This window comes from Desulforapulum autotrophicum HRM2 (assembly GCF_000020365.1).
In the GTDB taxonomy this organism is placed as follows: domain Bacteria; phylum Desulfobacterota; class Desulfobacteria; order Desulfobacterales; family Desulfobacteraceae; genus Desulforapulum; species Desulforapulum autotrophicum.
The window spans coordinates 2501402-2524931 of sequence record NC_012108.1 but is presented as its reverse complement, the minus strand read 5'-3'; the positions used below and the strand labels follow the sequence as shown (position 1 = coordinate 2524931).

Annotated in this window: 19 protein-coding genes; 6 read left to right on the top strand and 13 right to left on the bottom strand. The window is 47.4% G+C overall.

The annotated features are described in order from the left end of the window. The first annotated feature begins 400 nt into the window (after positions 1-400). The 3 genes from HRM2_RS11060 (at position 401) to HRM2_RS11050 (ending at position 4867) form a co-directional block, all read left to right on the top strand. A complete protein-coding gene (locus HRM2_RS11060; RefSeq protein ID WP_232364252.1) occupies positions 401-952 on the top strand; it encodes a lysophospholipid acyltransferase family protein in 552 nt (183 codons plus the stop codon). 172 nt (positions 953-1124) lie between these two features. Beyond that, positions 1125-3797, top strand: coding sequence for a CBS domain-containing protein (locus HRM2_RS11055; protein ID WP_015904098.1), 2673 nt, complete (start codon positions 1125-1127; stop codon positions 3795-3797). 59 nt (positions 3798-3856) lie between these two features. Further along, entirely contained in the window at positions 3857-4867 is a 1011-nt protein-coding gene (locus HRM2_RS11050) for a tryptophan--tRNA ligase (RefSeq protein WP_015904097.1), read from the top strand. 158 nt (positions 4868-5025) lie between these two features. Here HRM2_RS11050 and HRM2_RS11045 read toward each other — a convergent pair whose 3' ends face one another. Genes HRM2_RS11045 through HRM2_RS11035 form a run of 3 tightly spaced genes read right to left on the bottom strand, consistent with a single transcriptional unit; the run spans position 5026 to position 8525 of the window. Continuing rightward, a complete protein-coding gene (locus HRM2_RS11045; RefSeq protein ID WP_015904096.1) occupies positions 5026-6378 on the bottom strand; it encodes a sigma-54-dependent transcriptional regulator in 1353 nt (450 codons plus the stop codon). After that, positions 6375-7067, bottom strand: coding sequence for a hypothetical protein (locus HRM2_RS11040; protein ID WP_015904095.1), 693 nt, complete (start codon positions 7065-7067; stop codon positions 6375-6377). The genes HRM2_RS11045 and HRM2_RS11040 overlap by 4 nt, the downstream gene beginning before the upstream one ends. A 12-nt stretch (positions 7068-7079) precedes the next feature. After that, positions 7080-8525 carry a HAMP domain-containing sensor histidine kinase gene (locus tag HRM2_RS11035; protein ID WP_232364251.1) on the bottom strand — a complete coding sequence of 482 codons (1446 nt, stop codon included), beginning with the start codon at positions 8523-8525 and terminating at the stop codon, positions 7080-7082. A 479-nt stretch (positions 8526-9004) separates the two neighbouring features. Between HRM2_RS11035 and HRM2_RS11030 the strand changes: the two genes are divergently transcribed. After that, complete coding sequence (locus HRM2_RS11030; RefSeq protein ID WP_015904093.1) at positions 9005-10402, top strand: glycosyltransferase family 2 protein; 1398 nt, start codon at positions 9005-9007, stop codon at positions 10400-10402. Between the two features lie 46 nt (positions 10403-10448). Here HRM2_RS11030 and htpX read toward each other — a convergent pair whose 3' ends face one another. The 7 genes from htpX to argJ all read right to left on the bottom strand — a co-directional run bounded on the left by htpX (position 10449) and on the right by argJ (position 18633). Then, positions 10449-11378 carry a zinc metalloprotease HtpX gene (gene htpX / locus HRM2_RS11025; protein WP_015904092.1) on the bottom strand — a complete coding sequence of 310 codons (930 nt, stop codon included), beginning with the start codon at positions 11376-11378 and terminating at the stop codon, positions 10449-10451. Positions 11379-11490: 112 nt separating this feature from the next. After that, the gene (locus tag HRM2_RS11020) at positions 11491-12222 is read right to left on the bottom strand and encodes an SGNH/GDSL hydrolase family protein (protein ID WP_015904091.1); all 732 of its coding nucleotides are present in this window, start codon (positions 12220-12222) and stop codon (positions 11491-11493) included. Next, the gene (locus HRM2_RS11015) at positions 12223-13248 is read right to left on the bottom strand and encodes a GGDEF domain-containing response regulator (protein WP_015904090.1); all 1026 of its coding nucleotides are present in this window, start codon (positions 13246-13248) and stop codon (positions 12223-12225) included. Further along, positions 13241-13699 carry a response regulator gene (locus tag HRM2_RS11010; RefSeq protein WP_015904089.1) on the bottom strand — a complete coding sequence of 153 codons (459 nt, stop codon included), beginning with the start codon at positions 13697-13699 and terminating at the stop codon, positions 13241-13243. Before HRM2_RS11010 ends, HRM2_RS11015 begins: the two co-directional genes overlap by 8 nt. After that, complete coding sequence (locus tag HRM2_RS11005) at positions 13699-16662, bottom strand: HAMP domain-containing sensor histidine kinase (RefSeq protein ID WP_015904088.1); 2964 nt, start codon at positions 16660-16662, stop codon at positions 13699-13701. Before HRM2_RS11005 ends, HRM2_RS11010 begins: the two co-directional genes overlap by 1 nt. Before the next feature lie 112 nt (positions 16663-16774). After that, positions 16775-17467, bottom strand: coding sequence for a pseudouridine synthase (locus tag HRM2_RS11000; RefSeq protein WP_015904087.1), 693 nt, complete (start codon positions 17465-17467; stop codon positions 16775-16777). Then, positions 17464-18633 carry a bifunctional glutamate N-acetyltransferase/amino-acid acetyltransferase ArgJ gene (gene argJ / locus HRM2_RS10995; RefSeq protein WP_015904086.1) on the bottom strand — a complete coding sequence of 390 codons (1170 nt, stop codon included), beginning with the start codon at positions 18631-18633 and terminating at the stop codon, positions 17464-17466. Before argJ ends, HRM2_RS11000 begins: the two co-directional genes overlap by 4 nt. Before the next feature lie 311 nt (positions 18634-18944). Here argJ and HRM2_RS28440 point away from each other — a divergent pair, with 311 nt between their 5' ends. Further along, positions 18945-19130, top strand: coding sequence for a dual CXXC motif small (seleno)protein (locus HRM2_RS28440; RefSeq protein ID WP_420024964.1), 186 nt, complete (start codon positions 18945-18947; stop codon positions 19128-19130). Continuing rightward, positions 19127-19867, top strand: coding sequence for a tRNA pseudouridine(38-40) synthase TruA (truA, locus tag HRM2_RS10990; RefSeq protein ID WP_015904085.1), 741 nt, complete (start codon positions 19127-19129; stop codon positions 19865-19867). The genes HRM2_RS28440 and truA overlap by 4 nt, the downstream gene beginning before the upstream one ends. A 22-nt stretch (positions 19868-19889) precedes the next feature. Here the strand turns inward: truA and HRM2_RS10985 are convergent, their stop codons facing one another. The 3 genes from HRM2_RS10985 to HRM2_RS10975 form a co-directional block, all read right to left on the bottom strand. Next, positions 19890-21665, bottom strand: coding sequence for a chloride channel protein (locus HRM2_RS10985; protein WP_041273882.1), 1776 nt, complete (start codon positions 21663-21665; stop codon positions 19890-19892). Positions 21666-21694: 29 nt separating this feature from the next. Continuing rightward, a complete protein-coding gene (locus tag HRM2_RS10980) occupies positions 21695-23020 on the bottom strand; it encodes an aminotransferase class I/II-fold pyridoxal phosphate-dependent enzyme (protein WP_015904083.1) in 1326 nt (441 codons plus the stop codon). Between the two features lie 90 nt (positions 23021-23110). Next, complete coding sequence (locus HRM2_RS10975; protein WP_015904082.1) at positions 23111-23383, bottom strand: PxxKW family cysteine-rich protein; 273 nt, start codon at positions 23381-23383, stop codon at positions 23111-23113. Positions 23384-23530: the final 147 nt, after the last annotated feature.

Sequence of the window (23530 nt, the reverse complement as noted above, 5' to 3'; positions counted from 1 at the left end):
AACAAACTGCGGTCAGGAGTAGACCTCAGCCAATATTTAGTATCATAGCCAAAGGGAGCGAACAACAAATTTTATCGCCTGTTCTGACCCGCCCAATGTAAAACTTTTGCAAAACACTCTTTTTCCCTTTACAGCCCCGGGTCTTTAACGAATATAGTTCACTCAACTTTCGGGGTTGGCTGTTTTCATGAGGGGCTTGCATTATTGCACTTTTGTCAGGCTTAGAAGGGGTATCAGATATTGTCAAACGTACAAAAACACAAGCCTGACCCCGATCATGAAAATTAACGTCTGAAAGTTGAGTCGTTCAAATTTTACAATGCAAAGATAAAGGATGGATTCATTGAATCACACGATTTTTGATACTCGTGGATGGTCATCATTTATGGTTTTTTTTTCCATGATCTGCCTGAAACTCAGCGGATGGAGGGTTCAAGGCAGACTGCCGGACATGAAAAAGGTAGTCATCATTGCTGCACCCCACACCTCAAACTGGGATCTGCCATTCACCCTTTTTGTTGCCTTTGTCATGAAAATAAATATCCATTGGATGGGCAAGGATACTATTTTTAAACCACCTTTTAACCGTCTGTTCAAATGGCTTGGCGGCATTCCCATTGATCGCAGCCGATCCAACAGTGTTGTGGGCCAGTCGATTGAACAGTTCACGACAAGGGAGCAGTTTGCCCTTGCCATCCCCCCCTCAGGCACAAGGGCAAAGGTCACATACTGGAAAACAGGTTTTTACCACATTGCCATGGGGGCAAAGGTACCCATTGTCCTGGGATTTCTTGACTACAGGCGAAAGATCGGCGGATTGGGGCCGATCATCACTCCAACGGGCAATCTGGATAAAGACATGGAGCGTATTCAGTCGTTTTACAGGGGCATCACTGGAAAACACCCCGAAAAAGCAACGGTCCTTGCAAAGATCAAAAAAAAACCACTGTAAACCAAAGGATCGCCTTGGATTTATCCGCCATTGGTGGTAAGAGGAATCACTTTGAATAGTCGGCATGGCCGGAGCATGATATCTGCCCTGGCCACAACGATCTTTGAAACATCACCACAGGGAATGCCTCGGTGGGTGTTTCATGCAAAAATAAAAGGCGGAGCCTCCGGGCATGGGCAAAAAAAAAATCAAGGCAGAAACGGTTATCACAAGCCATATGAATGCAGACTTTGATGCAGTGGCATCCATGCTTGCGGCTCAAAAAATCTATCCAGAGGCCGTAGTTCTCTTTCCAGGCTCCCAGGAGAAAAACCTGAAGGATTTTTTCATCTCCTCCATGAGCTATCTCTTTAATATGGCCGATGCCGGAACCATTGATTTCTCGAAAGTGAAACGACTTGTCATTGTTGACACACGCCAGGAGGATCGCCTCAAGCCCGTGGCAGGACTGCTCAATAAAGAGGGGATGGAGATTCACATCTACGATCACCACCCTGCCCTTGAAAACGACATCAGGGGCAAAGTTGAAGATATACGGCAAACCGGCGCCACAGTCACCATTTTAAGCAAAATCATCCAGGAACGAAAAATCCTCATAACCCCGGATGAAGCCACTGTCATGGCCCTTGGAATATACGAGGATACCGGTTCATTCACCTACGCCTCCACCACAGAACAAGATTTTCAAATGGCAGCCTTTCTACTCTCCTCAGGGGCAAACCTGAACACCATATCAAACCTTGTGACCAAAGAAATCAGCCCGGACCAGATCACCTGGATCAATGATCTGCTCAACGAAATGACCTGCCACAAGATCAACGGGTACGACATCAATGTATCGACCATCTCCTCGCCTGACTGGATCACAGACCTTGCCGCAATCGTTCAAAAGGTGGTCAAGATAGAAAACCTGGATGTTTTTTTCTCCATTGCACTCATGGGCAATAAAGTCCAGATCATTGCCAGGAGCAGGGTACCCCAGGTGGATGTGGGAAAAATTCTTTCAACCCTTGGTGGCGGCGGTCACCCCTTTGCCGCATCGGCCACCATCAGCAACATCCCCCTTGCCCAGATCGAACAGCAGCTCATTGACACGATCCAGCAGACGGTAAAGGTCTCCCTTGTGGCAAAAGAACTCATGTCGTCGCCGGCCATCACCATTGAGTCCCGGATCTCATGCAAAGAAGCAGCAACAACCATGGCCCGCTACAACATCAACGCCCTGCTCGTATTGGAACCCGGAACCCATCATATCCTGGGCTACACCACAAGGACTGTCATGGATAAGGTCCTTTACCACAAGCTTGAAGATCTTGACGTAAAAGAGTACATGACAACGGAAATCTCAACGATCTCACCCCGGGCTGATATCAGGGAAATCGAGGCCAAGATCATCGGGGGAAAACAGCGACTTCTGCCAGTGATTGAAAATGATGCCCTCCTTGGCGTCGTCACCCGCACGGATCTTCTCAACTTTCTTGTCCAGGACAACAAGGACGCACGAAACTTTCAAAAGGGAGCGGAGATCTACGAACACCATACAAGGAAACGAAATGTCAAACGACTTCTGGATGAACGGCTCAGCAAACAAGAGGTCGCCCTTTTACGAAAAATTGGCGCAGCCGGCGACAAACTCGGAATAAACCTCTTTGTGGTCGGCGGTTTTGTCAGGGATCTTCTGCTCTATCGCAAGGTCGATGACATGGACATTGTGGTAGAGGGAGACGGTATCTCCTTTGCAAAGTCCTTTGCCCTGATGTGCAAGGGGCGTTGCAATTCCCATAAAAAATTCGGCACAGCAGTTGTGGTTTTGCCCGACGGGTTCAAGGTGGATGTGGCCTCGGCAAGGCGGGAATACTATAAATTCCCAGCAGCCCTTCCCACTGTTGAAATGAGCTCAATCAAGCTTGATATGTTCCGTCGGGATTTCACCATCAATACCATGGCCATCCAGCTGAACCAGGAAAAATTCGGCACCTTGATCGATTTTTTTGGTGCACAGAGGGATCTAAAGGACAAAACCATACGAACCATCCACAACCTGAGTTTTGTGGAAGATCCAACCCGGGTATTTCGTGCCATAAAGTTTGCCAATCGGTTTGATTTCACCATTGGGAAACTTACCTCCAACCTCATTCAAAACGCCGTCAGGGTCGATTTTTTCAAGAACCTGAGCGGATTGAGGGTATTTTCCGAACTTAGACAGATTCTGGAGGAGGATGACCCTATTCCAGCCATTAAAACCCTTGAGACTTACGGCCTTGAACGGGTGATCCACCCCTATCTTGCCTTTGACAACCAAACCGTTGTCCTGCTTGAAGAGGTAAAAAAGGCCCTTGCCTGGCACGATCTTCTGTTCCTTGACACCCCTTACCTGAGATGGTCCATCTACTTTATGGTCATGATACGGCTGTGCAGCCCAAAGATCGTCCAGGAGATTGCCGACAGGCTCAAATTCTCTCCCACCCACCAGCGAATCATCCTCAACGATAGAATAAAGGCAGAACAACGGCTTGAAATTCTTGAGGCAAATCCGCCAAAAAGCAACAGCCGTCTGCACAGCATACTCAAAACCTTTCGAACTGAACTGATTCTTTACATGATGGCATGTGCCAAAAAAGATGAGACAAGAAAGGCATTATCTCTATTTTATACAAAGCTCAGGGATATAAAGGTGCTGATCAGGGGAGAACACCTCATCACGCTGGGCGTTCGCCCAGGTCCAGAATTCAAGAGAATCATGTCTTCGGTCCTCAAGGCCCGCCTGGATCACCAGGTGGCCACCCTTGAAAATGAAATTGATTTTGCAAAGGGGTATATCCGCCAGAACAAAATCGTTGATTAATCCCAGGGATTCTGTTAATCCCGATCCCTGATCTGAATTTTAAACAAGTAAGGGTAATTATGAAAAAAAGCGCAGACCTTCTCACAGGCATAACCACAACCGGAACTCCACACCTTGGCAATTACGTGGGAGCCATCCGTCCGGCAATAGATGCAAGCAAAGAAGCGAACAAAACCTCCTACTATTTCCTGGCCGATTACCATGCAATCATCAAGTGCCAGGACCCGGAAAGGATCAGACGATCCGTGGTCGAAGTTGCGGCAACCTGGCTTGCCATGGGCCTTGACACGGACCGATCCATCTTTTACCGCCAGACCGATATCCCGGAAATCCCGGAATTGTCCTGGATATTGAGCTGCATGACTTCAAAGGGGCTGATGAACCGGGCCCACGCCTACAAGGCATCGGTGGCCGACAACGAGGCCCGAGGCAAAAAGGACCTTGACAAGGACATCACAATGGGACTCTTCTCCTACCCTGTTCTCATGGCAGCGGACATTTTGATGTTCAACGCCCGAAAGGTTCCCGTGGGAAGCGATCAGATCCAGCACCTAGAAATGGCAAGGGACATTGCCGGTCGATTCAACAATACATATGGAACCCTGTTTGAATTTCCAGAGGCGGTGGTGGATGAAAAAACCGCCGTACTTGCAGGCCTTGACGGCAGAAAAATGAGCAAGAGCTACAACAACACCATTCCCCTTTTTGAGCCGGAAAAACGCCTTAGAAAGCTCATCATGAAAATCAAAACCAACTCCCTTGAGCCCGAAGAACCCAAGGATCCTGCAACCTGCACCTTGTTTGCCATTTACAAGGCATTTGCAACCCCGGAAGAGGTACAGCAGCTGGAAACCAGATATTTAAATGGAATTGCCTGGGGAACGGTAAAGCAGGAGTTGTTTGAATACCTCAATGAACTGTTAAGGGAACCCAGAAAAATCTACAATGAACTGGTTGAATCCCCCGGTGACATGGATGCCATTCTGAAAAAAGGCGCTCTCAGGGCCAGGGAGTATGCAACCCCCTTTCTTGAGAAAATCCGATCCGCCATCGGGATACAGCGGCTGTAATTTTTCAGCGACACCGTACTTGATTTTTTTTCAGATGAAACGTCCACCAATGCATCACCTGTGGACGTTTCATTGTTCGGCTTAGAAAGGGGACAAGGTCTTGTCCAAAGTACAATAACACAAACCCCGACCATCAAAGTTAAAGTCCGAAAGTTGAGCTATTTATATTCAGACGGCTGTATGTTATACTTTTTAACCTTGTAATGAATCGCACGCTTGCTGATGTTCAAAAGGTCGGCTGCATGTTTCTGCACCCCCTTTGTTTTTTTTAATGCCCGAATAATCGTACTTTTTTCACTCTCTTCTATGGAAAATTCCTGGTGTGCATCCGATACCAGGGTCGCACTTTGGCGAATATTTTCAATTTGAAGATCCCAGGGCTGTATGGTATGGTCCTGACAAAGAATAGTTCCGGCTTCAAGCATATTCTTGAGTTCACGGATGTTTCCAGGCCAAGGATGTTCAGTGAGCACCTTCATGGCTGTATCTGCAATCCGGGTCGGTTCAATGCCGTGGGCCTTGGTATATCTATCCACAAAAAAATGCGACAGCACCGAAATATCTTCTGCTCGTTCCCTCAGGGGAGGAATGGTCAGGGTAATGCCTTTTAACCGGTAATAAAGATCCTGTCGAAAATTTCCAGCTTCAATATCTGCCATCAAATCGGCATTGGTTGCAGCAATAACCCTGCAATCGATGATCTCATCTGTAACTGAACCCACCTGGCGGATTTTCCCGTCTTCCAGAAATCTCAATAATCGGCACTGCATATCCTGGGAGATATTACCTATTTCATCCAAAAAAAGTGTACCCTGGTCTGCAGCCTGAATCAGACCCTTTTTATCTTTTACCGCATTTGTAAACGCCCCTTTGCGATGTCCGAACAATTCACTCTCCAGTATACCGGCCGGTGTAGAGCCGCAATCAACAACCATATAAGGCTGATCCTGTCTGCTGCTGTTCTGGTGAATGTACCTGGCAATACATTCTTTACCTACGCCGCTTTCCCCAAAAATCAACACATTTACCTGGGTATTTGCAACCTTTTGGACCATGGAATAAAGAGATTTCATGACCCGGCTATTTCCCCAGTAATAATCTCCTTCAAAGGAGGTCGGACATTTTTTCTCTGTAGTCCTGTTCTGAGCAGCAAGGGTATCCTTGATTTTCCGGATCAGCATCCGACCGTCAAAGGGTTTTGAAACATAATCAACAGCCCCCTGCCTTATGGCATCCACTGCATCAGGAATGGTACCGTATGCTGTCAAAAAAATAACGGGAAGATCAGGAAGTGTTTTCTGGATCTGTGCAAATAATTCCATGCCACTTTTCCGGGGCATCTTTATGTCTGAGATTAAAAGGTCAATGGGCTGTTCCTTTAAAATTTGAATGGCAGTAGCTGCATCCTGGGCCCTTACTACTGAAAAATCTGACGCTGTAAGTCTTGCATCAAGCACTTCAAGAATACTTGGGTCATCATCAACGATTAATATTCTGGGAACGACTGTCATTGATTTTTCCTTTTTTCCTGAAGATCCTGGTCAATGCTTTCAAGGGTTGCAATCTGGTGCTGGAGAGTTTTCACAAGGGACTGTAATTTATGGATTTCCCTGTTTTGTTTTGCGTTTTTGGCTTTCAATCCGACAATTTGATTTAAAGTTGCCTCTTGTTCTGCCGTCATGAGGCGGCTGCCGTGTTCCAGGACTCGAATTAAAATTTCAGAACATTCAGGAGGAGCAACGCTTTTTCCGACAATGTCTGCCTGGGTGCTGTTCCGGTTATAATGCTGCAAAAATGAAACCAGGACCGTGTGAAATGCCGAGACATCCCCTGCGGTGACCAATTCCACACAGGCAAGTCCCAAACGCCCATAATTTTGATTTTCAGAATCTTCTGTCTGCTCTGACAGGACCTGAAATTGTTCTCTGGCAAGCAGGTAATCACCACTTAAGAAAGCCTGGCAGGACTGTTTGGCCATAATCATTTCATCGATAACCATATCCTCCTTGATCACCATATCTTCCTTGAATACACGATCTTCCTTGATCACACTCTCTTCCTTGATCACCGGATATATGCTCTGGTGTTGGCATCCAATCAGAACAAATCCCAGGCATAAAGATAAAACAGGCCTGTAAAACCACGAGAACAGCCCTGCATTAAATTCTAAAATGCCATCATTTACGTATAATCCAAGCATCAATCAAATCTCCTATACCGATATACTTTTTTCCACAGGCAGGGTAAACGTAAAGGTACATCCTTTGTCGATATTGTTTTCAACAAATATTTTACCACCGTGTGACTGTACAATTCTCCTGGAAATATTCAGACCGAGGCCTACCCCGCTCATATGGTTTCTAACTTCCTCTGCCCGATAATATCGCTTAAAAATCAAGCCGTGCTTTTCCCGTGGAATACCCGGACCGTTGTCTGAAATATTGAAACTCAAAAAACCATCCTCCCTGGATTTTGAAAGCCAGATATCCACCAGGCTGTTTTCATCTGAAAATTTTATGGCATTGCCGATAATATTCATCAATACCTGCATAATTTCCTTTTCTTCACCCATTACCCGGGGCGCTCGGATCAGCGTGTGTGCCTTGACAACCGTATGTTTTCTCTTGGCTGTGGTATCAAGGGACTGAATCGCTTCAACGATGAGCTGGTTTGGATCAAACGGAGCTGGATTTGATTTTTGAGTGCCGGCTTCGAGCATGGAAATGTCCAGCAGGTGGTTTAACAGGCTGGTAATCCGGGTAATTTCAGAACCGGCCAGTTTTAAAAATTTCTTTTGTCTTTCATTTACCGGCCCCAGGATCTCTTCAATAATCATATTCACCGACTCCTGAACAGAGGAGAGTGGGGTTCTGATCTCATGGCTCAAGGTGGCAATAAAATCAGACCGGATATCTTCGTCAGCCTTGAGTTGATGGCTCATGGCATTGAACGCATCCGCAAGTTCGCCAAACTCATCCCTGGATGAAACAACGACCTCGTGGGCGTAATTATCCGTTGAGATCTGGGTCAGCCCTTGTTTTAATTTATTCAGCGGGGTTAACATGGATTTTGAAATAAACAAAATCCCGAACAGTCCGACAACCATTGAAATACCGAATCCAATCACACCGTTCCTTACAACCTGCCTGGTTTGACGATTGATCTGGATAAGACCCTGTTTGATTTTAAGATCATTGGCTTCCCTTGCTTTTGAGATAAGGTCCATCCATTGAATGATCAGGTCTTCCTGCTCCCATTGTGACGGCAGGTCCATAAGGCTCTTTGGAGGACGAAACCCCGTAAATTCACCATATTTTTGCTGAATTTTTTTCCAGTCTTTCAAAAATCCCCAGGGATGTGATTCCAGGTGGATGATTTGATCCAGGTCCCGAAGATATGCCTTTCGTGCAGTTTCAAAATAATCAAAGTACAGGGGATTTTTCAACAACCTGAATTTTTTATCATTGACCTCCATATCCATGAGGCTGTCCTGGAGATTCTTGGACAATTCGGCTATCTGATTGTTTATGGTCACGATTCGGGATGATATCTTTGACATATCCTGAACCCTTATAAACATATCCACGACCGTGCCGTAAAAGATAAGAATAAAAAGGGAAAAAAATAAAATCAGTTTTCTTGAGATGCCTAATTTCATGGGCCTGGCCAATATCCAAATTTTACAGGTACCATTGGGTCAGCCTTATGCAAAGCGCATTGATCAGCTGATTATCCTGTACATTTTAAAGGCTTTTAGCATTTGAAGGATCACAAGTCAAACACGACAGGACGCCGACAGTAAGGTATTCAAAAATAAACGACTCCCCTGTATAGCTTATCTTTCAACTCGTATTCTGCACCAGATTGATGGACGTATTTACATCCGAACCCTTAGAAACAAAGGTCCCCCATGAAACAAAGGGTAATTTTCGTACCTGAGGGTGCAACTTCCGTAACTTTTTAAGGATCAAACAGGACGAAACCACATAAAGATCTACGATTATCAACACAATTAAGCCTTGGCATGGCTGTTGCTATGGTAACAGGCAAAGTAAATGTGGATACGGCAAAGTATGTCGTAAAAAAGACAAAATTTAGATCATATTTACCAAAAGAATGAAGCGTGGAGGATTAAAAATGGTATTACGCACAAATCCTGGATCGAAACTTAAAAAAACAAAAAGAATTGCAGCCCTTATCTGCATAGCCATTGTTGTATTTGCGGCCTATAAGAGTGTCATTCATGGCGCATCCATGGTGAATTTCCTCATGGATACATCATTGGGAAAGGTGTTTGTTCAATTTTGCGGGGTCTTCATGGTGCTTACCTTTGCCGAACTGGCATGGCGGGCTGTACTGGTTATGAAATACAGGCCCATTGAAAGCTGTGAAGATGAGCAACTTCCAGTCTGTACGGTAATTGTTCCTGCCTACAACGAAGGCAGGCAGGTTTTTGTAACCCTTGAGAGCCTTGCTGCCAGCGATTATCCTAGGGATAAAATCAAAATAATTGCCGTGGATGACGGAAGTGTGGATGATACCTGGAAATGGATTCAAAAAGCCAGGAGAACCCTGGGAGATAGGATTGTCACCATTAAGCAACCCTGCAATAAGGGAAAACGTCATGCGCTCCATGCCGGATTTAAAAAAAGTATTGGAGAGGTTCTGGTCACCGTTGACAGTGACTCAACGGTCGATACAGACACCCTGAGAAATATGGTGACCCCTTTTGTTGTGGATAAAAACGTGGGTGCTGTTGCTGGGAATGTAAGGGTTTTAAATATGGACAAAGGCATTATTCCCAAAATGCTGGATGTGGTATTTGTTTACAGTTTTGATTTTATCCGCGCCAGCCAGAGCATGGTTAAAGCCGTTATGTGCACCCCTGGTGCACTGTCAGCCTACCGCAGAAATGTGGTGATGGATGTATTACACGAATGGCTGAATCAAAAATTCTGTGGCCAGCCTGCCAATATCGGCGAAGACCGCGCAATGACCAACCTGATTCTCAGGCAAGGGCACCATGTCCTGTTTCAGCAAAATGCCAGGGTATATACGGAAGTCCCTGTTAACTATGTGACCCTCTGCAAGATGTATCTGAGATGGGCAAGGAGCAATATCCGTGAAACCATTGCCATGACCCGTTTCATCTTCAAACCCTTCCGCAAAGGATCCAAACTTGGCGCAAGAATCAATCTTGTGTCAGGCTGGATGGCGCTGACCAAAGCCCAGCTTTTTCTTGTGATCACCTGGGGACTGATGGTCTGGCACCCTTTGACCTTTGGAATAAATACCATGCTTGGAGTAATTATCTCCTCAAGTCTGGCTGCAACAATATATGCATGGAAATTTGGTCGTTTGGCCGCCCTCTGGTCTTTTGTTTATGGGTTTTACTTTTTTATCTCTCTGTTCTGGATCAAACCCTACGCACTTCTGACACCCCATAAATCAGGCTGGCTGACACGCCAGGTTGAAACTCGATCAGCCACTGCTGGGAAAACCGTATTTTTGCAAAAAGTCAAAACAGCAGCATGACAGATTGAATCTGACCGTCTTTAATAAGAGCGGCCTGTGACCGGGTTTATCTTAACCGGTCCCAGGCCGCTTTTGCTTCTGTGTTCATATTCCTTCTCCGGATTGATGAATCCCTGTTTCCAGTTCCGCTGTCCGAACCATGGCGTAGACGCGCAATCCGGCTCTCCAGGGGTGGATGGGTTGAAAAAAGGTTCATCAGGGTGGTGCCGGACAAGGGACTTACGGTAAATATGTGGGCGGTGGATGGATTGGCCCTCATGGGAATCTGTTTTGAATAGGTACCCAGCTTTTCAAGGGCACTGGCCAGGCCTTCAGGATTTCCTGAAATGGCAGCTCCAGTGGCATCAGCCAGATATTCCCTTGAGCGGGATATGGCCATTTGAATGACCATTGCAGCCATGGGGGCAATAATGGACAGGGCGATTAATCCAATAACACTGGATCCGCCTTCATCGTCACTGGACCTTGTCCCGCCGAAAATGGCACCCCAGCGGGCCATGCTTGCCAGCATCATGATGGCACCGGCCATGGTTGCCGCAATAGTGCCGATGAGAATATCACGGTTTTTCACGTGGGCCAGTTCATGGGCAAGAACGCCTGTAATTTCCTGCTCGTCCAAGAGGTTTAAAAGCCCTTCAGTCACGGCAACCACGGCATGGTCTGGATTCCTGCCTGTTGCAAAGGCATTGGGTGTGTCCTGGGGAATGATAAAAATCCTGGGCATGGGAAGATTAGCCCGTTGGACCAGGCGTTGTACAATCGCATACAGTCCATGGGCGCTTTCCGGAGTGATTTCCCGGGCCTGATACATTTTTAATACGATTTTATCAGAATACCAGTAGCTTGCAAAATTCATCACACCGGCAAAGATCAGGGCGATCATCATTCCCTGCCTGCCGCCCAGCATTTGCCCAATGATCATCATCAGCGCGGTCATGGCCGCCAGCAAAACGGTTGTTCGAATCTTATTTCCCATGGCTTTTCTCTCTCTGATAAATTTAATTTAAACGCGATGCTTATACCTGTACGACATTCATAATGTTAGGGCGGGAGGCTTTCTTGTCAATGGGACAGACGTGGATAATCCATCATTGCCCCAGGATCATTTCAGCAATGGCAGTGCCAAGGGTCCGATGGCCAAAGCCGTTCGGGTGTACATCACAGCCCTGGAAATCATCTTCATCCAGCAGGGTGTAGACGTCAGGCCCACACACCACACCCGCATGGGTATTGCATATGTCCCCCACAATGGTGCGATATGCTTCCAGACGCCTGACAACGTCTGCATTGGCAGATTCACACATGTGTGGCGGCGGCATCAACATCACTTTTCCAGCGCCATCTTTAAGCAGATGGGTCACAAGGTTGGCAAGGTTGGTACGGTACGCAACTGGAGAAATCGGTGCAGGCTCGTAGAAACCAGTGGCATCATTGGTACCCAGCATAACTGTCACCACATCAGCGGGAAGATTGGGCCGAGCGAGTGATTCATAGACATTTGGCTCCCAGAACCGGCCACCGCAAAAGGTTACTCCGCCGAGTAACGACCAATCCCATGTTGTGGCTCCCCCGCACCCGATCGCAGTGACTGTGAATCTTTGCCCCAGCACCTTTGCTGCAACGGTGGTGTAGGCCTCTGCAAAAGGACGGCTCTGCACCCCCTCGGTGATGGAATCGCCTATCATGAGGACACTTGTCTGGTGCCACTCTTTGACAGGGATCACTGTTTTTATTTTCTTTTGATTGGTGCAGGATATTGATGAAACAATTAGAACAATCATAACTGAATTTATGGTATTGAGTTTAAGTTTGAATTTCATTCACCCCTCTTTTCCAGCAACCATAGATTCAACCCGGTTACGCCCTTTTTCTTTTGCCAGGTATAATGCCTTGTCTACTTTATCGACAAGGGTATCCAGATTATCACCTTTTTCATAGACGGTAACACCGAAACTTGCTGTTTTTTCCCCAACCCCTGGAACAGCGATACTTTGCACGGCTATCCTCAATTTTTCCGCCAGTAAAATCAGATAATCCTTTATAGTTTCAGGGCATATAATCAAAAATTCCTCGCCACCCCATCGCCCTAGAACATCGACCTCACGAACGCCTTGTTTCAGCTGGTCAGCAAAGCGCTGCAGAACCTGATCACCGATCTGGTGGCCATGGGTGTCATTGACCGTTTTAAAAAAATCGATATCCACCATGATCAACCCAAATGAATTACCATATCGTCTGGAGCGTATTAATTCTCTGGACAACATTTCATCCAGTTTTCTCCGGTTAAAAAGTCCTGTCAGTTGATCAATGATCGCAATTTGTTCCAGTTCCCGGTTCTTTTTTTCCAATTCCCGGGTGCGCTCCATCACTTTTTGTTCAAGGGCCTGGTTAAGCTGGATGAGTTCTCGATTTTGCCGGTCAAGGAGCGTTTCCTGTTCATATGCGGTAATGGCACCACGGATCGTCAGAAGCATATCGTCATTAATCCATGGTTTTTCCAGAAAACGGTAGAGATGGGCCTTGTTAATCGCTTTTTTGACGCCGGTAATGTCGCTTTGTCCCGTCAGCATTATTTTTTTGGCTTTGGGAAATTTTTTGTGAATATCAACCAGAAGTTGATCACCTTTGACCCCCGGCATAATGTAATCCGAAATCACAACCTGCAAATCCACCCCATCTTCAATGAATTCTTCTATTACTTCCATGGCTTCTTCTGCGCTGTGGGCGATTTCGATGATTTCGACATTCTTCAGCGTTTGAGAAAACAAGGAGCGAAGACTTTCCGTGACTACCGGTTCATCGTCCACACATAAAACAGCGACTTGCACAGGGGAATTTTTAGTCATTTTTTACGTTCCACACAGAGACAACAGCGTTTTTTTCAATGCACGATTTAAATCGTTCAAGCCCTTTATCAATGGACTGGATCAATTGTTCAACATCCCAGGGTTTCCTTATGAATTCATACATATCCGCCTGGTCTCTGGTCCTTTGAACGGCGGCTTCGTCCACCTGACCGGACAACATCAGCTTGATGATATAAGGAAAACGGCGGTGGGCTTCGATCAGAAATTCATCTCCCTTCATGCCGGGCATCAGCCAGTCGGAAATGATGATTAAGGGAATGAACCCATTGGAGGAAAGCTCTTCCAATATCTCCAGGCCTTCTTCAGCGCTTTCCGCAATCTCGATGAGATACCTGTTACCATACACCTTGTACAGTTGATCCCGCAGTGAATGCAATACAATCTGTTCGTCATCCACACATAACAAAAGGCCGTTGATTATATCGTTCATTACGCATCCTCACTCTGTGGCAGTGACACCGTAAATGTCGTTCCTTTTCCCACTTCACTTTCCCAGTCAATCCTGCCGCCATGATTCTTGATAATCTTGTTGATGATATCAAGCCCCAGGCCGCTTCCTTCACCCCTTTCCTTGGTTGTAAAAAAGGGTTTAAAAATTTTCCCTCGATGGTCCGCGGGGATGCCGCAGCCGGTATCCGTGATGGAGACAACGATTTGATCGTTTATGTTTTTGACATTGATTTTCAATACGCCCTTATAATTCATGGCCTGAAGCGCATTGTGTACAAGATTGGTCCAGACCTGATTTAATTCATCCGGATATCCCATAATGAGTGGAACCGATTCATATTCCCTGATCAATTCCGTATTCAGTTTAATCTGATTATGGTAAATCGTCAACACCGTCTCAATTCCTTCAACAACATCTGTCGCTGTTTTTTTCTTGGAATCACTTTTCCGGATATACGATTTGAGCGCATAAATGATTTTACTGATTCGATCGACGGCCTGGTTGATGTTATGGGTATTGCTGGTTATGGTATGAAGTCCATAAGCGGTTTCAAAAATAAATACGGATTCCTCGTGCTGAAACAGCGGCAGAAACCGCCCCCACTGTTCATGGGCGTTCAACTGTACTATAAAAAAGGCCATATGCCGACTGTTATCAACACCGGCCCCGGCAAGATTGCCGCTGACTGCCCGTATCAACTTGCGCTCTTCACGACTGGTCAGCAGTGGATACTCTTCTTGAGACTTTTCCAAAAGTTCATGGAAAAGCAACAGGCTTTTTTGATCAAGCCTTCCCAGTAACACAGGCAAATCAACCAGCACCTTTTTCATCGCATCTGAAATATTGCAGCCGCTGGACTTGATAGCGCCCATGGGGGTATTGATTTCATGGGCGATGCCAGCAATCAATTGTCCCAAAGCAACCATTTTTTCAGAGTGGACCAGCTCTTTTTCCGCCCGTTTCCGCTCCCGGATTTCTTTTTCCAGTTCCGAGGTTCTTTCCTTGACCATTTCTTCCAAATGATCCCGGTTACGGGAAAGTGCCTCCTGGGCCGTCCGCCGTTCACCCACCTCCACCTCCAGCAGGGCATTGGCCTTTTCCGTAGTGGCCTTAGCGGACTCGACTTCTTCGATATACTGTTGGATATTGTCCGCCATCTGATTGAAAGAGGAGGCCAGTTGACCGATTTCATCGTTAGCGCTTTGTTGCAGACGAAATGTTCGATCCCCCTTCTGAAAAATTCTAATACCGCGAATCATCTGGGTTATTTTTCGGGTGAGGACCGCAGCCATCCAGAGAGCAATGAGAATGACAAGCATAACCATGACCAAGGTGTACACGGTCATTTTGATGGATGTATCATTGAGACTGGTCTGGATAAGTGCATGATTGTGTGCTTCCTGTTCATGGAGGTTTTTTTCAAAATTCTTTCTGACGGACAAGATCTTTTCTGCGGTTTCCATGGCGGGTTTATGAAATTCATCAACATTGGCCCCAATTGTGACAAACCCGAAGCCCCGCGGGTGTTTTCCGTAAATACCGGTATGGTAGGGAATGGCCGCAGCCGTTGTCAGTTTCCAGAGATGGCTCCAGAAAATGACAAATGAGCCTGATCCCCCATGTTCGGTCAAGGTATGCCATCCTGTGCACTGGGGAGCGAAATTGAGGAAACGACCATCCAGGCCGACAAATCCCTGACGCGTCAACTCCGACGACGGCTTCTTCTTCAAGGATTGCTCATCGAACCAGGGCACGGCTTTTTCAAATTCTTCCATGGAGCCGTTACTTTCAAGCCATTTGGGATAAAGAGATGCTTCGAGCCATGGGACAGCCGGTTTGCCGGTTTCCGGATCATAGCCGACGATGAAATAATCCCGGGCGTGGGAGATATTCCGTCCCTTGTAATCCCACATAAAGGCATAATTGCCACTGCCAGCATCGGAGGTAACACAGTATCGCGCTTCCGTCGGCAATATATGATCCGTAAATTCCATGATATGGGTATGATCAAGGGCCAAGGTCACATAGCCTTTAATTTGCCCTCCGTCTCCGATCACCGGCGTGGCCCATCGGATCAATCCGCGGAACCGGATTCCCAATGGATTTTCCTTACCGGCATAGCCCGATGTTTCCGGCTTGAAAGGAATTCCAGCTTTTTCAGCACGATCCTCACTGTATGCCCCTCCGATCAGATAGCCTTTGACGTAGGCTCCGATCACTTCAGAAACGTAAATCTCACCCGGTTTGAGTTTGTTCAGGGAAGCAAAATAGGTTTCAGCCTTACAGAACGTGTTTTCCTTTTTCGATACATCCAGCAGTCTGTCCGGCAAAAGGTCCAATGTGGTGACCTTGAACTGTTCCATACCTGCCAGATCGACATAGGTCATCTCCAGGTACAGGGGGTGCTCTTCGACTCTGGCTTCCGGTTCCGGCAGACGGTAATGAAAATTTTTTCGATTTTCATCGTTTCGAGCGGAGACCTGCAGTGCATTTTGTGTTTTGGAATCAGCCGGCACCCATTTTTTTTTATCCGCATCCATCTTCCAGTTCCCGTCATCCATAAGCACCCCACGGGTACGGTGGGAAAGGAAGCGCTGATACGTTTCCTTGTCCGGTTCAACCCCGGCGGCCAGCCTGATATCCGTATCCCTGCCATATAAAAAGTCAGCCACCTGACGAGCGGTGTCCGTAGTCAGACGTTCAATGGCTTCTCGTGAATGGTCATTCAATGCATTAATGGAATTGCTTGTCGCCATTTCGGCAATCCCGCCGACAAGTTTGTTAGTTTCTTCCGTCATTTTGGCTGTCTGGTTTCCGAGAGTATCTGCCAGTTCCGAAATAACATTCCAGGAAAACCAGGCCAGGACAACAAGAGGTAATACCTTGATAAACACAAAGATAACAATGAGTTTGGTTCGGATACTCAAGGATATGTCAGCCATCGGTTTCCTTTCTAATCCCTCACAGTCCGGTTCATCCAGGACTTTTTGCACAAGCAACCCTTCCGTTTGTGCTGCCGAACAGGGTGTCCCTGGAGGGCACCCTTCCCCGAATTTATTCCTTGAGTGCCCTGACCTCCGTGTCAGTCAGATACCGCCATTTTCCAGTTCCAAGATTTCCCAGCCTGACGCTGCCCATCCTCACCCTTTTGAGCAGTTTAACCCGGTTCCCAACGGCTGTGACCATGCGTCGTATCTGACGGTTGATTCCCTGTTTGAGCACAATATTAAAACGATTGTCTGACAGCCGCCTCACCCGGGCCTTCCGGGTTATCTTACCGTCAAGGACAATTCCTGCGGCCATTTGGGCAAGGGCCTCGTCATTGATGGGAGCCGTTGTTTCAACCACATACTCCTTTTCATGGTCAAACGAAGGGTGGGAGAGCCTATTGTGCAGATTTCCGTCATCGGTCAACAGCAGCAGCCCCACAGAATCCTTGTCCAGGCGGCCGATGGGGTAGACCCGATCCTTGATATCAATCAAATCAACAACCACCTTTTCGCCTGGATGGGAACAGGAACTCACAACCCCCGCGGGTTTGTTCAGGGCAATGTAAATTTTCGCCTTTTCACTGGCGAGTACGATGGGCTTTTTATCCACCTCCACAAGGTCGATTTCAGGATCAATCTTTGTTCCAAGGGAAATAACCACCTTGTGGTTGACACTGACCCTTCCTTCAAGGATGTACACCTCCCCCCGCCGCCTGGAACAAACACCTGCATGGGCCAGGAACTTCTGAAGTCTCATGATCGATAGTCGGCATTGATTTTAACGTACTCTTCTGAAAAATCACAAAAGAGATACCAGTCCCTGCCCTGACCCATTTTAAGATCCAGAACAATCTCTATTTCCTTGTCCTGCATGACCTTTGCAGCCTCGACTTCAGCCGCCGTTCCCTGCCAGGTACCGTCCTTGACAAGGAAGACATCACCAAACCTGAGATCTACAGTGTCAGGTTCCATTGCAGCCCCCGACCTTCCTGCGGCAGCAATGATTCTGCCCCAGTTGGGATCTTCTCCGTAAACAGCTGTTTTCACCAGATTTGACTGGGCAACGGTTTCTGCAATCTTCAATGCATCCTCCGGGGTGGCCGCTCCTTCAACCTGGATCTTGACAAGTTTTGTGGCCCCCTCACCATCCCTTACAACCATTCGGGAAAGCTCAAGAAGCACCTCGTCAAGGCATCTCTGGAACTCAATCGAATCATCACTGTCCTCGAGAACAGCCTTAGACATGCCATTGGCAAGGGCTATAACCGTGTCGTTGGTACTGGTATCGCCGTCCACACAAATCCGATTAAATGACCGGTCACAGGCCTTTTTAAGGCAAGACTGCAACAGGATCGAAGAGATGTCCAGATCCGTCACGACAAACGACAGCATGGTGGCCATGTTAGGTTTAATCATGCCTGACCCCTTGGCAACACCGGTGATGGTGAATCGCCCCCCCTTTACCCTGCATTCCCTGGTCGAGATTTTGGCCGTGGTGTCCGTGGTCAGAATTGCCGTTGCAAAGGCGTCCACCCGATCCGGTTCCATGGTGTCAACAAGGTCGGGAATGGCCTTTTCAACACGATCCATGGGAAGGGGTGCCCCGATCACTCCGGTGGATGCGACCATGACAAGCTCTGGTGCAATGTGAAGGGCATGGGCGGTAAGGGCGGCCGTTTGTTCGGCATCCTTAACCCCTTTTTTCCCTGTAAAACAGTTGGCATTTCCAGAATTGACAACAACGGCCTGGCACACCCCTGCCTTGATCCGCTCCCTGCCAAGGATGACAGGCGCTGCAACCACCTTGTTTTGTGTGAAAAGCGCTGCTGCCGTGGCTGGTTTTTCAGAAAAAATGATGCCGAAATCCATAACATCTTTTTTTTTGATTCCGGCTTTGATTCCGTTAAATTTAAAACCTTTCATTCAGATCTCCACTAAACGGTATGGTTCAAGCAGTCTCTCTGCTCTGACCACAACGAAATTTGAAACTTCACACCCCATGATACCTCGGTTGATGCATAGGTAAGAGTTTCATATAATAAAACGAAATAGACAAATAGACGATTACTTCCCAATGGGAATAATGGATTATACACCCAGGCAGAAAAGTTTAAACTTTTTTTTTACCTTTAAGAATATATTCAGAGGTAAAATGCCGGGGCCTGAATTTGACTTTTTATTTTTTTGTCATATTTTCAAATCTGATTTTTAACCACAAACAAGGAAAGACAACGATGAAACCCATTGGAGACCCGCCATGCCCCGTGTGCGGTGGCAGGTTGCAGATCAAACGCACATGAACCCAAATCGACATCTGCTGCAGGTCCTGCGGTAAAAACATCCCCAAAGAAAGTTACAAAGATTTAATGGACGACTATTTTGAAGAGCAGCTTGCCAATGTCCCCTGCAACAGACTATGAAAACAAACTTTAAGCTCACCCTGGAATATGACGGGACGCCCTATTCGGGCTGGCAGGTCCAGAACAACTGCCCAACGGTTCAGGAAGAGATTGAAAAAGCCCTCAGCCGGATGCTTAACCAACCCATCCGGATAAGTGGGTCAGGCAGAACCGACGCCGGGGTTCACGCCCTGGGCCAGGTGGCAAATTTCCAGGCGGCCACCACCATTGGGGCAGCACAACTCAAACGAAGCTTGAACAGCCTTCTCAAGGGTCCCATTGTGGTGCATGAATGCAGGAAGGTGGATCAAAGTTTTCATTCAAGATACAGTGCCAGGGCAAAGGAGTACCACTACCACTTCCTTAACAGGGAGGATCCCTGCGGGGTTGGCCGCAACTATGTGTGGCACATCCGGACACCGCTTTCGATTCCGGCCATGGAAGAGTGCTGTCCGATCATAACCGGGACCCACGATTTCAAGGCGTTTGAAGGTTCTGGAAGCCCGCGATCAACCACGGTGAGGACTCTTTTTTCAACAGGATTTGAACGAACAGCCGAAGATCGTTTCACCTTCAAAATCAAGGGTGACGGATTTTTGCGTTTCATGGTGAGAAACATCGTGGGCACACTTGTCCTTGCGGGGGCTGGAAAAATTACCCCGGAAAATTTCAAGACGATCCTTGAAGGTAAAGACAGGGGACGTGCAGGGGCGACAGCCCCGGCAAAGGGGCTTTTTCTCGTGGAGGTTTTTTATTAAAACAGGGATACCTGTTCCTGCCTCAATGGTCTTTCATTTTTTTCAGGTACTGATTGTAATGGGCAATGACATCCCGCCGGTATAGAAGGCCAAGCAGGGTGCCGTGATCATCCTCCTTGACAACGGGAAGGGCATCGATATTTTTGATGGTCAGTTTCTGAAGAACAGTATTGATGTCCTCTGAAGGCGTTGTCACGATGAGATCAGAAACCATGATGTCCCGCATTACCACAAGATCTTCAATATAACTTGCAAAAATAACCTCCCGGATGTCGGTGCTGGAAAAAATGCCGCAGAACCGGTTGTGCTGGTTCATTACCGGAAAGTAGTGCTGCTTTGTCTTTGAAAAAAGAGTCTTGAATTCTGAAAAGGGCAAGCTCTCCTTCACGTAAATGACCTTTTTCACAAGCCCCATCAAATCCTGAACCTTGATGGTCTGGAGAATATCCATCATAAATTCACCGGCATGGGCCGGGGATTCCACCCGACTTTTTACCTGATTGTGAAAAATGGTCCAGGGCTTGGCCAGAAGATAGCACAGAGAACAGACCAGAAGCGAGGGAAGCAGCAGGTAATAGGAGTTGGTCATCTCGCTGACAAAGATGATGGTTGAAATGGGTGTGTTCGAGACAGCAGTGAAAAATCCTGCCATGCCTACAATGACAAAGGTTCCAGGATTGGTCACCACGGAGGGGATCAACATATGGAACAACTTTCCAACCACACCTCCCATGGCGCCGCCAATGACGATGGACGGACCAAACACCCCGCCACTGCCACCTGAACCAATGGAAAATGAAGTGGTGAAAATCTTGCCAATGGCCAGGGCTAAAAGAATGGCGATGGACAGCTCATTAAAAATGGCCTGCTGGGCATACCCATAACCAAAGGCAAGGGTGTAGGGAAGAAAAAAGCCGATGATGCCAGTGGCAAGTCCGCCAATTGCGGGTTTCAAGGCATTTGGGATTTTTAAACGATGAAAAAAACCTGCTATCCCGTAAAAGGTCTTGACGTAAAAAATGCCCGTTACCACAAGAACAAGGGCAAGCACCATGTAGGGCCCAAGTTCCAGCGGATTCTGGAACTTAAACCCCGGGGAGTCGAACAAAGAGCCCCAGCCAAAAACCAGACAGAAGATACAATAGGCAACCACCGAAGAGATCCCGGCAGGAATGATCACATCCGATTCAAACTCGGGGTCCCGGTAAAGAACCTCTGCGGCAAACAGGGCCCCGGCCAGGGGGGCACGGAATATACTGCCGACGCCTGCGCCGACGCCTGCGGCCATCATGATACGCCGCTCCCTGTCGGAAAGTTTCATGCGCGTGGCAAGAAACGACCCGAAACCTGCACCAATCTGGGCGATGGGTCCTTCCCTTCCACCGGAACCACCCGTGGTAAGGGTAATGGCCGAGGCAAGGGTTTTTACAAAGGGAACCCTGGATCGGATGAAACCGCCCTTTGAATGGTAGGCCTCAATGGCGGCATCTGTACCATGACCCTCGGCTTCCGGGGCAAATGTATAAACGAGCCATCCACTTATAATTCCGCCGGCAGCCGGAAGGATCAGAAGTATCCAGCGATTGAAAACCGAATGGGTGGGGGGAAAGAGATGATGTTCGCCGGCAGGAGAAGCCGGTCTGTACCCTGCCATGAAGTCCATGAAAAAGTGGAGGCCCAACTGGCAGAGGTATTGGAAAATCACAGATCCAAGACCAGCAATGATCCCGATGAGAATAAAATTGAAAAGCCAGCGTCCGGCAACGGCAATGTCCGGAGATCTTACCCCTTTTATCATCCCGAAGAATAGTTTCTTCACACCCCTTTTCATCCCCCTGATGTGGTTAGATCGTTAACTCCCTTCAGGATGGTGTCAAACATCAAACCGACATCCCCCAGCTCAAGGCAGGAGAATGCAACTCGAATATTTCTTGACCCAATAGCAATCACACCGGTTCCATAGGTGTCAAGGAGGTGAACCCTCAGGATTTCCGCATCCACTTCCTTGAGGCGGACACACATGAAGTACCCTGAATTAAAGGGGTAGACATCAAAGGCAGATGCGTATTTGGGATCCTTGAGTACTTCCTTGATCTTAAGAGCCCTCTCCTTGAGAAGGTCAAACTTTTCCTGTTTATATACCGGGTAATTTTCGTTTTCCATGGATTTTAAAACGATGGACTGGCTCAGGTGGGAGCAGTTGGAAATGCAGCCACGGATACAGCCTGCTGTCTTTTTTTCCAGGGCGCCATAAAGCACATCATTTTGATCATTTTTCACCTGGGTCCCATAGGTGATAAATCCCACCCTGAGCCCCCACACATAGTCCTCCTTGGTGGCTCCGTCAAGCTTAACGGCCAGTATCCGTTCATGGGCATTGGCCAGCAGGGCAAACAGGGATTCCTTCATGGTTTTCTGTTCAAAAAAGAGTCCAAAATAGGCGTCATCAAATGCAACAACCACGTTGGTTCCACCTTCGGCAACCGCCGTGAGTATCTGAGCGATCTTTTTCCCCTCGTCCACCGTTGGGGAATACCCACTGGGATTATTGGGAAAATTCAGGACAACGATCACCTTGGTGCTCGCTTTGGCTTCACCCTGGACAGCGGTTTCAAATCCATCAAGATCAAGGCCAGTGAGCTCAAGGTTAAAGGTGTTGTAATGAACAATTTCAGCCCTGTTCCTGATGCCGAAGGTCATGTTGTAGTTTCCCCACATCATGTCCGGAAGAATCACCCTGTCCCCAGGGTTGATAAAGAGATCTGCAAAGGTGGACACGGCATGGGTGATGCCGGAAGTAACCACTGGAAGCCCAATCTTTGCATTCTTGAGAGAAGGATTTTTCACATAGAGTGACTGTTTCCAGGTTTTTCTCAGCTCAGGAATTCCAAATGAGGGGGCATAGGGAAGGAAATTGTTGGGATCGATACCGCCGACAAGGCCTGCAACAGAAGGAAGGTTCATCACCACCCCTCCTTGCTTGGCAATGCCGATGGTTGCATTAATTTTGTCAGCCTTGAGTTTTGCTTCAGCGCTTTGGCTCAGTATTCCCTTTGGGAAAAAAAGATTTTTCCCCATATCTGAAAGCATTTCAAAGACGTGGGGATTAAGAGCTTGAATCGAAGAGTTGAGTTCCTGGGCAAGGGGATTCATCTTGAACTTTTTCCTTTTGCGAGACATGGGAAGGAGAATGCCCTTGAACCCGGCATTAATGGTGAGGCCGGGTTCAAGGAAAATTTTATCTTAACGCCGTTTTGAAGCCTTGATCGGATTGACCTTCTGCTTCTTGGTTTCGACAGCCGCTTTTATATGGGTGGCAAGATTGCAGTTACCATTTTTCCACTTGAGCGCCGGATCCGGTGCTGAAGTACAGTAGTTGCCGGTCTCATATGATGAAACCCTCTGGCACCCTTCGCAGGCTTCTACCACAGGTTTGCACGCACCGCCGTTATATTTACAGCCACTGGCTGTCATGAAAACACATTCATCACCTTTTCTGATTGTTGTACAGATCATTTTTAAAACCCCGTCTATATTTCCCAAAAATAATGGAAACCATGTTTAGTTTCCGCCCTGTGCTTGAAAACTTAATTTTCAAAACTGTTACTATATCATTGCCCGCCTTTTTGTCAACACCATTAATTCACCGCCATTAATTTTGAG

Excerpts from the sequence above, each read along its gene's own strand:
- htpX (WP_015904092.1), bottom strand. The coding sequence starts at position 11,378 with ATGGGAAATAAGATTCGAACAACCGTTTTGCTGGCGGCCATGACCGCG.
- HRM2_RS11060 (WP_232364252.1), top strand. The coding sequence starts at position 401 with ATGATCTGCCTGAAACTCAGCGGATGGAGGGTTCAAGGCAGACTGCCG.
- HRM2_RS11045 (WP_015904096.1), bottom strand. The coding sequence starts at position 6,378 with ATGACAGTCGTTCCCAGAATATTAATCGTTGATGATGACCCAAGTATT.
- HRM2_RS11035 (WP_232364251.1), bottom strand. The coding sequence starts at position 8,525 with ATGAAATTAGGCATCTCAAGAAAACTGATTTTATTTTTTTCCCTTTTT.
- HRM2_RS11015 (WP_015904090.1), bottom strand. The coding sequence starts at position 13,248 with ATGACTAAAAATTCCCCTGTGCAAGTCGCTGTTTTATGTGTGGACGAT.
- HRM2_RS11055 (WP_015904098.1), top strand. The coding sequence starts at position 1,125 with ATGGGCAAAAAAAAAATCAAGGCAGAAACGGTTATCACAAGCCATATG.
- HRM2_RS11050 (WP_015904097.1), top strand. The coding sequence starts at position 3,857 with ATGAAAAAAAGCGCAGACCTTCTCACAGGCATAACCACAACCGGAACT.
- HRM2_RS11040 (WP_015904095.1), bottom strand. The coding sequence starts at position 7,067 with ATGCTTGGATTATACGTAAATGATGGCATTTTAGAATTTAATGCAGGG.
- HRM2_RS11020 (WP_015904091.1), bottom strand. The coding sequence starts at position 12,222 with ATGAAATTCAAACTTAAACTCAATACCATAAATTCAGTTATGATTGTT.
- HRM2_RS11005 (WP_015904088.1), bottom strand. The coding sequence starts at position 16,662 with ATGGCTGACATATCCTTGAGTATCCGAACCAAACTCATTGTTATCTTT.
- truA (WP_015904085.1), top strand. The coding sequence starts at position 19,127 with ATGAAAACAAACTTTAAGCTCACCCTGGAATATGACGGGACGCCCTAT.
- HRM2_RS11000 (WP_015904087.1), bottom strand. The coding sequence starts at position 17,467 with ATGAGACTTCAGAAGTTCCTGGCCCATGCAGGTGTTTGTTCCAGGCGG.
- HRM2_RS10980 (WP_015904083.1), bottom strand. The coding sequence starts at position 23,020 with ATGAATCCCCTTGCCCAGGAACTCAACTCTTCGATTCAAGCTCTTAAT.
- HRM2_RS10985 (WP_041273882.1), bottom strand. The coding sequence starts at position 21,665 with ATGATAAAAGGGGTAAGATCTCCGGACATTGCCGTTGCCGGACGCTGG.
- HRM2_RS10975 (WP_015904082.1), bottom strand. The coding sequence starts at position 23,383 with ATGATCTGTACAACAATCAGAAAAGGTGATGAATGTGTTTTCATGACA.
- argJ (WP_015904086.1), bottom strand. The coding sequence starts at position 18,633 with ATGAAAGGTTTTAAATTTAACGGAATCAAAGCCGGAATCAAAAAAAAA.
- HRM2_RS11030 (WP_015904093.1), top strand. The coding sequence starts at position 9,005 with ATGGTATTACGCACAAATCCTGGATCGAAACTTAAAAAAACAAAAAGA.
- HRM2_RS11010 (WP_015904089.1), bottom strand. The coding sequence starts at position 13,699 with ATGAACGATATAATCAACGGCCTTTTGTTATGTGTGGATGACGAACAG.